The organism is Janthinobacterium sp. LPB2021202312-11-4 (assembly GCF_037049705.1).
Classification (GTDB): Bacteria; Pseudomonadota; Gammaproteobacteria; order Pseudomonadales; family Pseudomonadaceae; genus Aquipseudomonas.
Map to the genome: position 1 here is coordinate 46,673 of NZ_JBAGKV010000009.1, position 12,841 is coordinate 59,513.

Sequence of the window (12,841 nt, forward strand, 5' to 3'; positions counted from 1 at the left end):
TCAATGAAACCCCACGCCACGGCTTATAGCCAACGCTTGTTGCGCGGTCAGTCCCCTTCCTACGAACGCTTGCAGGCGCGCCTGGCCGAGGATGGCAGCGAGTTGGGCGCCGCGCCAATTGCGGTGCATTGCGGTTGGGGCCGGTTGCTGATCGGCCATACCTTCCCGGATGCCGCGAGCATCGCCCAGGAGTTACTCAACGAGCAGCCCGGCGAGCGCGATATCGCCCTGTATGTGGCGGCGCCCCAGCAAGTGTTGGGGCTGGAGCCGGCGCAATTGTTTCTGGACCCGTCCGACACCTTGCGCCTGTGGTTCAGCGACTATCGCCAGTCGACCCGGGTGTTTCGCGGCTTCCGCATTCGTCGGGCGCAAAGCGAGGCGGACTGGCAGGCGATCAATCTGCTGTATCAGGCTCGCGGCATGCTGCCGATCGACCCGTCACTGTTGACCCCGCGTCATATGGGCGGCCCGGTGTATTGGCTGGCCGAAGACGAGGACAGCGGCGCAATCATTGGCAGCGTCATGGGCCTCAATCATCACAAGGCCTACAACGACCCGGAAAACGGCAGCAGCCTCTGGTGCCTGGCTGTTGACCCGCACTGTTCGCGGCCCGGGGTGGGCGAAGTGCTGGTGCGGCACTTGATCGAGCATTTCATGAGCCGTGGGCTGAGTTACCTCGACCTGTCGGTTTTGCACGACAACCGCCAGGCGAAAAGTCTCTACGCCAAGCTCGGTTTTCGAAACCTGTCGACCTTCGCCATCAAGCGCAAGAACGGCATCAATCAACCGTTGTTCTTGGGGCCGGGGCCGCAAGCCGAGTTCAATCCGTATGCGCGGATCATCGTCGAGGAAGCCCATCGTCGCGGCATTGATGTGCAAGTCGATGACGCCGACGCCGGGATGTTTACCCTCAGCCATGGCGGGCGCCGGGTGCGTTGCCGCGAATCCCTGAGCGACCTGACCAGCGCCATCAGCATGAGCCTGTGCCAGGACAAGAGCCTGACCCACAAAGTGCTGAAAGCCGCCGGCCTGAACCTGCCCTCCCAGCAATTGGCGGGCAATGGCGACGACAACCTGGCGTTTCTCGACGAGCACCAACGGATAGTGGTCAAGCCGCTGGACGGTGAGCAGGGCCATGGCGTGGCGGTGGATTTGCAGACGATTGAAGAGGTTCAGCAAGCCATCGAAGCGGCGCGCCAGTTCGACAGCCGAGTGTTGCTGGAAAGCTTCCACGAAGGGCTGGATCTGCGGATTGTGGTGATCGGTTTTGAGGTGATCGCTGCGGCGATTCGTCGGCCAGCGGAAGTGGTCGGCGACGGCCAGCATTCCATCGGTGCGCTGATCGAAGCCCAGAGTCGGCGGCGTCAGGCGGCCACCAGTGGCGAAAGCAAGATCCCGCTGGACCACGAAACCGAGCGCACCTTGCAGGCGGCGGGTTACGACTACGAGAGCATTCTGCCGGCCGGTGAGCATCTGTTCGTACGGCGTACGGCGAATCTTCATACCGGCGGCGTGCTTGAAGATGTCACCGCGATCCTGCACCCGACACTGGTGGACGCCGCCGTGCGGGCGGCGCGGGCGCTGGACATCCCGATGGTCGGGCTCGACCTGATGGTGCCGGCCGCCGATCAGCCGGAGTACGTGTTTATCGAAGCCAACGAACGTGCGGGCCTGGCCAATCATGAACCGCAGCCGACGGCGGAGCGGTTTGTGGATTTGTTGTTTCCGCACAGTCAGCCGGCGGTTTCATAGACATGTATCGCCTGAGCTGACGCCATCGCGGGCAAGCCTTGCTCCTACGAAAGCACCGCACCACCTGTAGGAGCGAGGCTTGCCCGCGAAGGCGGCCTCACAGGCGCCACACATTCTTTCCCTTCATCGAAACCATCGATGCTCGTTACTCATCAGGAGTTTCCATGACCAGCAAAATCCCCGAACCGGATCTCAACTACCTGCAAAAAGTCCTGCTGGAAATGCTCGCCATTCCCAGCCCGACCGGGTTTACCGACACCATCGTGCGTTACGTTGCCGAGCGACTCGAAGAGCTGGGCATTCCGTTCGAGATGACCCGGCGCGGCACCATCCGCGCCACCCTCAAGGGCAAGAAAAACAGCCCCGACCGCGCGGTGTCCGCCCATTTGGACACCATCGGTGCGGCGGTGCGAGCGGTGAAGGACAACGGTCGCCTGACCCTGGCCCCCGTCGGCTGCTGGTCCAGCCGTTTTGCCGAAGGCAGTCGGGTTAGCCTGTTTACCGACAACGGCGTGATCCGTGGCAGCGTGTTGCCGTTGATGGCCTCCGGGCATGCGTTCAACACCGCCGTGGATGAAATGCCGATCAGTTGGGACCACGTCGAGTTGCGCCTGGACGCCTATTGCGCGACCCGCGCCGATTGCGACTCGTTAGGCATCAGCGTCGGTGATTTCGTTGCGTTCGACCCGTTGCCGGAGTTCACCGAGAGCGGCCACATCAGCGCCCGGCACCTGGACGACAAGGCTGGGGTGGCTGCGCTGTTGGCGGCGATGAAAGCCATCGTCGACAGCGGTGAAGAGTTGATGATCGACTGTCATCCGCTGTTCACCATCACCGAGGAAACCGGCAGTGGCGCGGCGGCGGCGTTGCCGTGGGATGTCAGCGAATTCGTCGGCATCGACATCGCGCCGGTCGCACCGGGTCAGCATTCCAGCGAACACGCGGTGAGCGTGGCGATGCAGGATTCCGGCGGGCCCTATGACTATCACTTGTCGCGGCATCTGCTGCGCCTGGCCAGTGACAACGAGTTGCCGGTGCGTCGCGACCTGTTCCGTTATTACTTCAGCGATGCCCATTCGGCGGTGACTGCCGGGCATGACATTCGTACGGCCCTGCTGGCGTTTGGCTGTGATGCGACTCACGGCTACGAACGGACTCACATTGATAGCCTGGCCGCGCTGAGTCGTCTGCTGGGTGCATACATCCTGAGCCCGCCGGTGTTTGCCAGCGATGCGCAGCCGGCCAAGGGTTCGCTGGACCGGTTCAGTCATCAGATCGAGCATGACACGCAGATGGAAAGCGATACGCGGGTGCCGTCGGTGGACAGTTTGGTGGGGCAGCGAAGCGACAGCTAAAGCGAACACGATCCCGTAGGAGCGGCCGAAGGCTGCGATCTTTTGATCTTCGGTGGCTTCATGGCCGTCAAAGATCAAGATCAAAAGATCGCAGCCTTCGGCAGCTCCTACTGGTGATGCGTTCGTAACCGCCGTAGCATCGCGACATTGTTTTGACCGAGGTGCCTATGCTGATCCCTTACGACCAACTTGAAGTCGATACCCTGACCCGTCTGATCGAAGACTTCGTGACCCGCGACGGCACGGACAACGGCGATGACACACCGCTGGAGACCCGCGTACTGCGCGTTCGCCAGGCACTGACCAAGGGCCAGGCGCTGATCGTTTTCGACCCGGACAGCGAGCAATGCCAGTTGATGCTCAAGCACGATGTGCCCAAGCACCTGTTCGACTGAAACACTCAACGACCTTTGGCTTTCGCCAGCTTGATCTGGATGCGTTCGTAGACCTCGGCCCGATGCACATTGACGTTGTCTGGCGCCTCGACGCCGAAGCGCACACTGCCGCCATTGACGGCGAGAATGCGCACGGAAATGTTGTCACCGATGGAAATCAATTCGCCGACTACGCGACTGAGTACAAGCATGGGATTCGTCCTTCAGGATTTCTGGACCCCGAAGATGCCCCGCGCGAAACGGGGCTTCAATGCATCAGCGGCAAATCAGTTTCGCCCTACAGCGCGAGATGAAGATCCTGCAAGACGCGTCTTACAAGCCGATCAAAAGTAGGACTTATCCTTCAAGACACGGAGAAACGCGGACCGAAAAGGATGACAGTCGCGCCGATCACGCACAGCGCCACGCCGATCCAGTCCGAGCCCAGCGGACGCACCCGCTCGACCACTGCCAGCCAGCCAATTGACGCGACGATGTAGATGCCACCGTAGGCGGCATAGGCGCGGCCGGCGTAAGTGGCTTCGACCCGGGTCAGCAGCAATGCGAACAAGGTCAGGCTGAGCAGCGCCGGGATGACCCACAACGCACTCTTGCCCTGGCGCAGCCACATCCAGAACGCGAAGCAACCGGCGATTTCGAACAGGGCGGCGAGGAAAAACCACAGGTAATTGAGCATGCAGACGTCTCGCGAGGATGGCCGATGGCGGCCACCCTAACGACGCGAAGGCTTGCGGGCAAGATCAGCCGGCGCTTTGTTTGGCCTTGGCGCGCATTTTGTCGGCCATCACGGTCATTTCGTTGTAGAGCAATTGCGGGTTCTTCTGCTTGATCGCCCACGCCATGCGGCCCTGTTCATGGGGCAGGATCATGAATTCGCCGGCGGCCACCTGGGTGTAGATATAGTCGGCAATGTCGGTGGCGGTGATCGGCGAGCTTTCCAGCAACTTGCCGACCTGGGCTTTCATGGCCGGTGTCGGGCCACGGAAGGAATCCAGCAAGTTGGTCTGGAAGAACGACGGGCACACCACATGCACCCCGACTTCTTGCTGCGCCAGTTCAATCAGCAAACTTTCGGACAACGCCACGACGCCAGCCTTGGCCACGTTGTAGTTGCTCATGGCCGGGCCCTGCATCAGCGCCGCCATCGAAGCGATGTTGATGATCTTGCCTTTGCTTTTTTCCAGCAGCGGCAGGAACGCCTTGCAGCCCTTGACCACGCCCATCAGGTTGATTGCGATCTGCCAGTCCCAGTCTTCCAGGGACAGTTCGCTGAAGAACCCGCCCGAGGCCACCCCGGCGTTGTTCACGATGATGTCGATGCCGCCCAGTTTTTCTTCGCAGGCCTGGGCGAATGCGGTCAGTTGGCTGTAATCGCGCACGTCGCAACGCTGGACAAACCCGTCGCCGCCCGCCTCGCGCACCAATTTCAGGGTTTCTTGCAGACCGGGCTCGCTGACATCCGACAAGGCCAGTTGCCAGCCTTCGCGGGCCCAACGCAGCGCGATTTCGCGACCCAGGCCAGAGCCCGCGCCAGTGATCATCATGCGATTTTGCATAGCAAACAGCCTTGTTGTTCTGGGGAAGATGCGCCGAGTGTAGCGAAGGAAATTGTCCGACCCACGCTCCATCAGATTGCTGAATGGCGCAGGCAAACCGGGGCACGGCTTGGGAGCGAGTCAAGGCCATCGCGGGCAAGCCTTGCTCCTACAAGAGCGTCGCATTCCCTGTAGGAGCAAGGCTTGCCCGCGATGAACGATAACGCGGTCTAACTTGCAAACTAGCCTGGCGACTAAAAGAAATAAGCGTTGAATCTAAAAAACATTAAAAAACTTTGAATTTTCTTTCACGCACATGAGTCGGAATTTGTAAGCAGTTCGGATTTATTGCAGTCCAGCTGACAGTTAAAACACAGCGTCAATCCAGAACACTTCGAACAAGGAAATAGTCATGGGCACAATTCTTATCGTAATCCTGATCCTGTTGCTGATCGGCGGTTTGCCAGTCTTCCCGCACTCCAGAAGTTGGGGTTATGGCCCATCGGGCATCCTCGGCGTGGTGTTGGTAGTGCTGTTGATTCTGCTCTTGCTTGGCAAGATATAAAGTTTTAGCCCAACCAAAAAAAGAGGCCCTTGAAAAAGGGCCTCTTTTTTATTGCGTCAAACGTTAGTCCGGTTTGCCGTTAACCACACCGGCGGTGTTATCCAGCAGGCTTTTGGTCGCGGTTTGCAGGAACGACTCAAGTTTCTGCTTGAGGGCCGCTTCATCAGCGGACTCTGGAATGACTTCACCTTTCGGGTTAGCGCCCAGTTCATAGTGATACAGCTTTGGCGGCATCTCTTTAGGCAATACCAGCACGCGATCGGCGGTCAGCAAGGCCACAGTCTGATCGCTGCCCGAAGGTTTGATCACGCCGAAACCCTTGTCGCCTTCCGGCAGGTTCAGCAGGTCACGGCCCCAGCATTGATGAACCACGTCGCCACCGACACGGCCCATGATGGTCGGCACGATGTCGATCTGAGTGCCCACAGTGTGGTCACGCTGACCGAATTTGTCCTGGATGCCCGGTGCGATCATCAGCATCGGCACGTTGAAGCGGCCCAGGTCCATTTCGGTGATCTGTTGCTCATCGCCAAAACCATGGTCGCCGACGATCACGAACAGGGTTTCCTTGAAGTACGGCTCTTTACGCGCCTTCTCGAAGAACTGACCCAGCGCCCAGTCGGAGTAGCGCATGGCGGTCAAGTGTTCGTTCAGGCTGCCACGGTCGGTCACGCGCTCCACCGGCAATGGCGTCGGCAAGGCGTATGGCGTGTGGTTGGACAGGGTTTGCAGCAAGGCATAGAACGGTTTTTTGTCCTTGCCATCGCGAGCTTTCAGTTCTTCCAGGCCACGGTCGAACATGTCCTGGTCGGACACGCCCCATGTCGGGTCGGAGAACACCGGGTTAACGAAATCGTTACGCCCGATGAAGTTGGTCATGCCCTGGTTGCTGAAGAAACCCGACTGGTTGTCCCAGGCGAAGTCGCCGTTGTAGACGTACACATCGTCGTAGTCACGGGCGCTGAGCAACTGCGGCAGGCCGGACAACTTGTGGCTGCCTTCCGGGGTCTGCATCAGGTATTCGAAACCCGGCAGGTTCGGGAAGCAGGCCATGGTGGCGAACATACCCTGGTGGGTATGGGTGCCGTTGGAGAAGAATCGGTCGAACAGCAAACCTTCCTTGGACAGTTTGTCGAAGGCTGGCGTGATGTTGCCCGGACGACCCAGGGCGCCTACCGAGTGACCGGCGAAGCTTTCCATCAGGATCACCACGACGTTCTTGATCGGCAGGGTCTTGTTGGCGTCCGGCGTGTAGTTGCGGCGGACGGCGGCAATGTCGGCGTCGACCAGTTTGTCGCTTGGGGTCAGCAACATGTCACGCACGGTCTGCTGGGCCAATGGCTGATCCAGCGTGGCTTTCCAGATGTTGCTGCGCTCGTCCGACATGCGGCTCTTGGCGGCGGCAATCAATTGCAGGGTGCCGTTGAGGCCCAACTGGTTGGCGAAGTTGGAATCGGTGGTATAGACGTCACCCCAACGCAGCGGCGGCCCTTGACGCAGGGTGCCACGGGCGGCAACCACGCAGACCACCAGGCACACCACGAACACGGCGATGCGCGCATACCACGGAGCAATCTGACGAGTACCGATGCTGCCGCCGCTGAACGGGCCACGCGGACGGGTGGCGCGGTCGGCGCCTTTGAACGCCAGGGTCAGGATCAGGGTGCCCACGGCCCAGGCCAGCAGGTAGCGAACCACCGGGAAACCGTACCAGAGCATGCTCATCACGGTTTTCGGATCTTCCTTCACGTACTGGAAGACCAAGCCGTTGAGGCGCTGGTGGAATTCACGGTAGAAGTCCATCTCCATCAGGCCGAGGAACAGCGCGATGCTGGAGGTCACGGTCAGCCAGAAACGGAAGAGCCCGCGAGCTGCCATGGCCCGGGCGCTGAACAGCGCCAGCAGCAACGGAATAATGAGATAGACCACGATGCGCAGGTCGAAACGCAGACCGTTGGCAAATGCCTCAAGAAAGGTCGAGGCTGGGGTATCGAGGATCATCGAGCGGTTGTAAACCAGCAGCGCGACGCGCAGCAGGCTGAACATGACCATCATGACCAGGGCACACAACAGCGTGTAGGCCAGATGCGATTTGACGGTCGGTTGCAGCAGGCGACTAGAAGCTCGCTGCTGATTCAGGGCGTCCGGGTTTGCCATGTCGTTTTAGGACCCATTGGAAGTTTAAGTTTCAAAAATACAGCTGCGCCCTGCCCTCTGTTGGCCAGTACCTGGCCCCGGGGCTTGCGCGGGTGCGCAAATGTTGCACGATCACTCGCGGCATTGCCATTGATTACTGTTAAGCGTGTCCAACTCTGTGCAGTAACGCTCTGGATCAAGGGCATCGAGGCAAAATCGACGGGAAAGTGGCGAGGACGGATTGTCTTGGAGGCATTGTGAAAATTTCGTGCAACGTATATCCGGAAACACAATAAAACCACTTCCCTGAGATCCATCAGCCAGACGCAGAACCTGTGGGAGCGAGCTTGCTCGCGAAAGCGGTGTGTCAGTCAACCTATGTTCTGAATGTATAGCCGTCTTCGCGAGCAAGCCCACTCCCACAGGGATTGCGCATGACAGTCGGTCTGCAAACAAAAACGCCCCGAGCTCGGTCGGGGCGTTATCGCAAGCGCGGCGCGATTACTTCTCGGCGCGTTCTTTCAGGGCTTTCAAGGTATTGAACGGTGCATCGACCACGAATTTGTTGGCCACCATCGACGGCACGCTGCCGCCCGGCTCGGTGTGCACCTGATAGGTCACTTCGACCTGGTCACCCTTGGGCACGAACTTCCAGAAGCCGTCGACCTTGGCGACGCGCACAAAACCTTTTTCCTCAGGCATGTATGTCGGCACGCCTTGCAGTTTGCGAGTCAGGCTGCCATCGGCGCCTTCGACGGTGGTGACGTGCAGCACCGAGTCACGCGGAGTCACCGGCCATGGGGTGTTGAACTGGGTGTAGGTCCAGCTCTGATCGCCTTCGTGCTTGAGCAACTTCTGGAGTTTGCACTCGTGAATCCAGGAACAGGCCCCGGCCACGTCTTCCTGCAGCGCGCGCAATTTGGCGATGGTGGTCTTCATCAGGGTGACACCCTGGTAGGCCTTGTAATCGGAACCGGCCACTTCACTCAGGGACACCTTGATGCCGTCTTCGTTTTTGGCGACTTTCCAGTCTTCGGCCTGAGCGGCCGAGGTGGCCAGCAAAACCGTCAAACCACACAGCACAGCAATACGATGCAGCGAACCCATAGTCTTATTCCTTATTGTTGAGTTTCCGTTCGTTTGAACACATCACGCCGCCGTCATTCGCTCCCACCAGCCAATCAGCCGTATGGCTTCTTCACTGCTGTTACCGCAGACCTCGGCATCGGCGTCGAAGGCCGAACAGACTGCCGGACGTTCCGCCTGGCCGAAAATATTGCACAGGTTTTCGACAGAAAGTTGCACGCAACGTTCTCCGGCAGGTTTGCCTTGCGGCATCCCCGGAATCGGTGAACTGATGGAAGGGGCAATACAACAGGCGCCACAGCCTTCACGGCATTTCATGACGACCAGCTCCTCGCGACGGGCAATGTGTAAAAGGGACGTGGCACAGAGTACCCGCTAAAACGACTGTTTAAAATTACTTGCACCGGGGTTTTTACGCTCAAACGAATGTGACTGACCAGTCTCCGACGAAGCGTCTGGCCAGCGGCTCACAGAAGGGAATGATTTATTGCTTAAACTCGAATTCCAGCGCCGCGCCTTCAACGTCCCGACGCTCTTCGTTGCGCAGTTGCAACTGCATTTCGTTGCTGATCAGACGCCCGTTGAGTTGGAACTGGCTGCTCTTTTCGCCAAACATTTGCGGCAGTACCGCGTTGTGTTTGGGCAATGGGACCGTACCGACAGGCTTGAGTTCTTCGACCATGTGTTGAGGCAAGCTCAAATCGAGATTGGCCGGTGGTAGCTGAGTACTTTTCACCACTTCACTGGCCGGTTTGGATTTGGAGGCAATCGGCGGACGTTTCTTGATCGGCGCGGCTTTCTTTTTGACCGGCGCAGTTTTTTTGGCCGCCACCGGTTTGCTCGGCGTTGCCTCAGAGGTGCTGGCGGCCGGTTTTTCCTGAACGGCGGCCGCCATGACACCTTCTGGTAAAGCAGTCATCAACAGGCAGATCGACAGCCAGGTGGCAGAAAAAATCGGTTTCATGGACCCAACGGCGCTAACGGCAGAGGGCCATATGCTCGCTTGTTGGGCGCCACATGACAAGCTCGGGCAGTCGATGAACCGTCCGGGTCATAAAAAACCGCTGGCCGTCTCCTGACAGAGTTGGGTTGCGAGCATCCCCAGGGTCATCAGCGCGCGCTCGGCCTCGCGGTTCCAAGGGGTGCCACAGTTCAGGCGAATGCAGTGGTTGAACTGCTCGGTGTTACTGAAAATCAGCCCCGGCGCGATGCTGATGCCCTGCTGCAAGGCCCGCACATGCAACTCCTGGGTATTGACCCGCCCCGGCAGGCTGACCCACAGAATGAAACCGCCGGTTGGCCGACTCATCTGTGTGCCTTCGGGGAAGTACTGCTGCACCGCCAACTGGAAGGCGCTGAGGTTTTTCCGGTACTCCTGACGGATGTAGCGCAGATGCCGGTCGTAGCCGCCATTTTCCAGGTACGCCGCGATGCCCATTTGCGTGACGCTGCACGCCGAATGGGTGCTGAACGTCTGCAAACGCTGGATTTCCTGCTGGAACTTGCCGGCGATCATCCAGCCGATCCGCACCCCGGGCGACAGGGTCTTGGAAAAGCTTGAGCAGTAGATCACCCGATCCAGTCGATCGTAGGCCTTCAGCGCCTTGGTACGACCTTGCTCGAACATCAGCTCGCCATAGATATCGTCCTCGACGATCTGGATGTCGAAATCCGAGGCCAGGCGCAGCAGTTGTTTCTGCCGCTCTTCGGGCATGGTGCCGCCCAAAGGGTTGCTCAATCGGGTGGTCAGCACAAGCGCTTTGATCGACCACTGGTTGGCGGCCAGTTGCAACGCTTCCAGGCTCATGCCGGTGGCGGGATCGCTGGGGATTTCGATGACTTTGAGACCGAGCAGGTCGGCCAGTTGCAGCAGTCCGTAATAGGTCGGGGACTCGGCGGCAATCAGATCGCCTGGGCGGGTCAGAACCCGCAGCGACATCTGCAACGCGTCAACGCAGCCGTGGGTGATCACCACTTCGGAGGGATCGACCACCACCCCGGCATCGCGCATGCGGATCGCCACCTGACGGCGCAGCGGTTCGAAGCCCGGACTGAACATGTAGCTGAACGCCCGAGGGCTATGGAATCGAGTGACTTTGGCCAGTTGCTGATGCAGTGCCCGCACCGGCAAGTAATCGACGCTAGGCACCGCCGCGCCCAGAGGAAACACGCCTTCGCGGCGGGATTCGACCAACACTTGCTGAATGATGCTGCTACGGGTGACCAGGCCGGGGCGTTCGACCCGGGCGATGTCTGGCGTCGGCGCAGTCAGAGCCGGGGTCTGGTGCACGTAATAACCGGACTGCGGCCGGGCCCGGATCAGGCCCTGATCCTCAAGGTTGGCGTAAGCCTGCAACACCGTCGCATGGCTGACGTTGAGCTGCGAGCTCATCTTGCGCACCGAAGGCACGCGCTCCCCCGGTTGATAGACACCACGGCGGATGTCCTCGGCCAGTTGCTGAGCAATACGTTGGTAGAGCAAAAGATTGGTCATGACGCAGCACTCGATTTCACGGGCATTTTATTCTTGTGTGAAACAATACCGGAACAGTTTAGAAGTGTACTGGGACAGTTGCCACAATAGTCGACCATACAGTGCAGTGTCAGCAAAATCTGTACTGCTTTGCGACGCCATTGGCAGGCGTAAAAAACCCGGCGCTGACGTGCAAAGGCCGGGTTGTAGGGCTGCGTATGAGATGCGTAGGAGCTGTCGAGTGAAACGAGGCTGCGATCTTTCCGCGTTCACTTGAGTCTCAAGCGAAAGATCAAAAGATCGCAGCCTCGTTTCACTCGACAGCTCCTACGCGGCTCCTACGAGATTTAGGGGCTGCGCGCGATGCAGTCCTTAGCGGGCGGCGCCGAGCTGGCCTTTTTCGTCGGAAAACACAATTTCCACCCGACGGTTCTGCGCGCGACCACGCTCAGTGGCGTTCACGTCTACCGGGTATTCGTCGCCATAGCCTTCGACCTGGATGCGTTTGTCATCAATCCCGAGGTCCATCAGCACGTCGGCCACCGACTGCGCACGGTCGCGGGACAATTTGAGGTTGTCCTGTTTGCCACCGGTGCTGTCGGTATAGCCCTCGATCCGCACCACACGCTTGGGATTGAGTTGCAGGAACTGAACAATCTTCAGCACCACGCGGTTCGCCGAGTTCTTCAATTCGGCCTCGCCGGTGTCGAACAGCATGTCGCCCAAGGTCATGACCAGACCGCGATCAGTCTGGATGGTGGCCAGCGCCACAATTTGTTCTTCCAGCCACTTGCCCTGCTGCTGCACGCTGAGCAGTTTGGATTCGCGCAAGGCCAGTTGCAGGCGCTGACGCTCCAGTTCGAGCTTCGCCGCTTGCTCTTCGTTGAGCACCTGATTGGTGTGTTCCCGGGCGATTTCGCTGTAGCGCTGGCTCAGGTAAGCGTAATGCACCACATCCGATCCGCTGCCCCAATAAGTGGACAAACGATCGGCGCGAGCCAGGGACTCACCGGCGCGGATCACATCCTTGGGCGCGATACGCAGCACGTTGGAATCTTCCTTGACCTTCTGGAAGTCGGCACTGGCTTCTTGCAACGCGGATTCGCTGTGCTGGCCGGCGCAGCCGTACAGACTGACGCAGCCGGCGAGGATCAAACCGCCGAGGACTTTTGATTTGAGGCTCATTGGGCATCTCCCAGTTGCTTGCGCAGGCGAGTGATGCGGGTATTGAGTACGTTCAACTGCTCCTGACTCTTGAGGGTCAGGACCCGTGCTTCGGCCAGGCGCGCGTCCAGCTCGGCTTGCTCGGCACGCATGCGCGCATGCTTGTAGGACTGATCGGTCATGTCGCCCTGGGCACGGGAGAATTTGTCTTCGGCCAGTTTCAGTTCTGGCACTTCGTCAGCGGTGGCGCCAACGGCTTTGGCTTGTTTGAGTGCCTGTTCGGTCAGGCGTATTTGTTCATTCGGCGCCGGATCGGCTGCACAACCCGCCAGAGCCAGAACGGCCAGGGCAGCGAAAAGAGGTCGAATACTCACTAAAAA

General features: G+C 59.3%; 15 protein-coding genes. 5 read left to right on the plus strand and 10 right to left on the minus strand.

What is annotated here, in order from left to right; translation table 11 throughout:
* Positions 1-3: 3 nt before the first annotated feature.
* From ngg to V5E99_RS11955, 3 genes are all read left to right on the plus strand, one after another.
* Positions 4-1,752, plus strand: a complete 1,749-nt coding sequence (gene ngg / locus V5E99_RS11945; protein ID WP_499802616.1) for an N-acetylglutaminylglutamine synthetase — start codon at positions 4-6, stop codon at positions 1,750-1,752.
* 164 nt (positions 1,753-1,916) lie between these two features.
* Complete coding sequence (locus V5E99_RS11950) at positions 1,917-3,107, plus strand: osmoprotectant NAGGN system M42 family peptidase (RefSeq protein ID WP_499802617.1); 1,191 nt, start codon at positions 1,917-1,919, stop codon at positions 3,105-3,107.
* A gap of 167 nt (positions 3,108-3,274) precedes the next feature.
* Entirely contained in the window at positions 3,275-3,502 is a 228-nt protein-coding gene (locus V5E99_RS11955; RefSeq protein ID WP_010461751.1) for a YheU family protein, read from the plus strand.
* Positions 3,503-3,507: 5 nt separating this feature from the next.
* Here V5E99_RS11955 and csrA read toward each other — a convergent pair whose 3' ends face one another.
* From csrA to V5E99_RS11970, 3 genes are all read right to left on the minus strand, one after another.
* Positions 3,508-3,693, minus strand: a complete 186-nt coding sequence (gene csrA / locus V5E99_RS11960; protein WP_499802618.1) for a carbon storage regulator CsrA — start codon at positions 3,691-3,693, stop codon at positions 3,508-3,510.
* A 152-nt stretch (positions 3,694-3,845) separates the two neighbouring features.
* A complete protein-coding gene (locus V5E99_RS11965; protein ID WP_499802619.1) occupies positions 3,846-4,178 on the minus strand; it encodes a YnfA family protein in 333 nt (110 codons plus the stop codon).
* 64 nt (positions 4,179-4,242) lie between these two features.
* Complete coding sequence (locus V5E99_RS11970) at positions 4,243-5,058, minus strand: SDR family oxidoreductase (RefSeq protein WP_499802620.1); 816 nt, start codon at positions 5,056-5,058, stop codon at positions 4,243-4,245.
* 385 nt (positions 5,059-5,443) lie between these two features.
* Between V5E99_RS11970 and V5E99_RS11975 the strand changes: the two genes are divergently transcribed.
* On the plus strand, positions 5,444-5,602 hold the full coding sequence (locus V5E99_RS11975) for a DUF3309 family protein (RefSeq protein ID WP_177331420.1): 159 nt from the start codon (positions 5,444-5,446) through the stop codon (positions 5,600-5,602).
* Between the two features lie 63 nt (positions 5,603-5,665).
* On the opposite strand, the gene V5E99_RS11980 is transcribed toward V5E99_RS11975, so the two are convergent.
* The 4 genes from V5E99_RS11980 to V5E99_RS11995 form a co-directional block, all read right to left on the minus strand.
* On the minus strand, positions 5,666-7,759 hold the full coding sequence (locus V5E99_RS11980; RefSeq protein WP_499802621.1) for an LTA synthase family protein: 2,094 nt from the start codon (positions 7,757-7,759) through the stop codon (positions 5,666-5,668).
* Between the two features lie 480 nt (positions 7,760-8,239).
* Positions 8,240-8,845: an START domain-containing protein gene (locus V5E99_RS11985; protein WP_499802622.1), complete on the minus strand. Its 606-nt coding sequence runs from the start codon at positions 8,843-8,845 to the stop codon at positions 8,240-8,242.
* A gap of 42 nt (positions 8,846-8,887) precedes the next feature.
* Positions 8,888-9,142: a YkgJ family cysteine cluster protein gene (locus V5E99_RS11990; protein WP_499802623.1), complete on the minus strand. Its 255-nt coding sequence runs from the start codon at positions 9,140-9,142 to the stop codon at positions 8,888-8,890.
* 166 nt (positions 9,143-9,308) lie between these two features.
* Positions 9,309-9,719, minus strand: coding sequence for a hypothetical protein (locus tag V5E99_RS11995; protein WP_499802624.1), 411 nt, complete (start codon positions 9,717-9,719; stop codon positions 9,309-9,311).
* Here V5E99_RS11995 and V5E99_RS12000 point away from each other — a divergent pair.
* Positions 9,718-9,903 carry a hypothetical protein gene (locus tag V5E99_RS12000; protein ID WP_499802625.1) on the plus strand — a complete coding sequence of 62 codons (186 nt, stop codon included), beginning with the start codon at positions 9,718-9,720 and terminating at the stop codon, positions 9,901-9,903. The genes V5E99_RS11995 and V5E99_RS12000 overlap by 2 nt on opposite strands.
* On the opposite strand, the gene V5E99_RS12005 is transcribed toward V5E99_RS12000, so the two are convergent.
* The 3 genes from V5E99_RS12005 to V5E99_RS12015 form a co-directional block, all read right to left on the minus strand.
* Positions 9,876-11,318, minus strand: coding sequence for an aminotransferase-like domain-containing protein (locus tag V5E99_RS12005; RefSeq protein ID WP_499802626.1), 1,443 nt, complete (start codon positions 11,316-11,318; stop codon positions 9,876-9,878). The genes V5E99_RS12000 and V5E99_RS12005 overlap by 28 nt on opposite strands.
* 351 nt (positions 11,319-11,669) lie before the next feature.
* Positions 11,670-12,482, minus strand: coding sequence for an OmpA family protein (locus V5E99_RS12010; protein WP_499802627.1), 813 nt, complete (start codon positions 12,480-12,482; stop codon positions 11,670-11,672).
* Complete coding sequence (locus V5E99_RS12015; protein WP_499802628.1) at positions 12,479-12,835, minus strand: DUF4398 domain-containing protein; 357 nt, start codon at positions 12,833-12,835, stop codon at positions 12,479-12,481. Before V5E99_RS12015 ends, V5E99_RS12010 begins: the two co-directional genes overlap by 4 nt.
* Between the last annotated feature and the right edge of the window lie 6 nt (positions 12,836-12,841).

Excerpts from the sequence above, each read along its gene's own strand:
- ngg (WP_499802616.1), top strand. The coding sequence starts at position 4 with ATGAAACCCCACGCCACGGCTTATAGCCAACGCTTGTTGCGCGGTCAG.
- V5E99_RS11950 (WP_499802617.1), top strand. The coding sequence starts at position 1,917 with ATGACCAGCAAAATCCCCGAACCGGATCTCAACTACCTGCAAAAAGTC.
- V5E99_RS11955 (WP_010461751.1), top strand. The coding sequence starts at position 3,275 with ATGCTGATCCCTTACGACCAACTTGAAGTCGATACCCTGACCCGTCTG.
- csrA (WP_499802618.1), bottom strand. The coding sequence starts at position 3,693 with ATGCTTGTACTCAGTCGCGTAGTCGGCGAATTGATTTCCATCGGTGAC.
- V5E99_RS11965 (WP_499802619.1), bottom strand. The coding sequence starts at position 4,178 with ATGCTCAATTACCTGTGGTTTTTCCTCGCCGCCCTGTTCGAAATCGCC.
- V5E99_RS11970 (WP_499802620.1), bottom strand. The coding sequence starts at position 5,058 with ATGCAAAATCGCATGATGATCACTGGCGCGGGCTCTGGCCTGGGTCGC.
- V5E99_RS11980 (WP_499802621.1), bottom strand. The coding sequence starts at position 7,759 with ATGGCAAACCCGGACGCCCTGAATCAGCAGCGAGCTTCTAGTCGCCTG.
- V5E99_RS11985 (WP_499802622.1), bottom strand. The coding sequence starts at position 8,845 with ATGGGTTCGCTGCATCGTATTGCTGTGCTGTGTGGTTTGACGGTTTTG.
- V5E99_RS11990 (WP_499802623.1), bottom strand. The coding sequence starts at position 9,142 with ATGAAATGCCGTGAAGGCTGTGGCGCCTGTTGTATTGCCCCTTCCATC.
- V5E99_RS12000 (WP_499802625.1), top strand. The coding sequence starts at position 9,718 with ATGACACCTTCTGGTAAAGCAGTCATCAACAGGCAGATCGACAGCCAG.
- V5E99_RS11995 (WP_499802624.1), bottom strand. The coding sequence starts at position 9,719 with ATGGCGGCCGCCGTTCAGGAAAAACCGGCCGCCAGCACCTCTGAGGCA.
- V5E99_RS12005 (WP_499802626.1), bottom strand. The coding sequence starts at position 11,318 with ATGACCAATCTTTTGCTCTACCAACGTATTGCTCAGCAACTGGCCGAG.
- V5E99_RS12010 (WP_499802627.1), bottom strand. The coding sequence starts at position 12,482 with ATGAGCCTCAAATCAAAAGTCCTCGGCGGTTTGATCCTCGCCGGCTGC.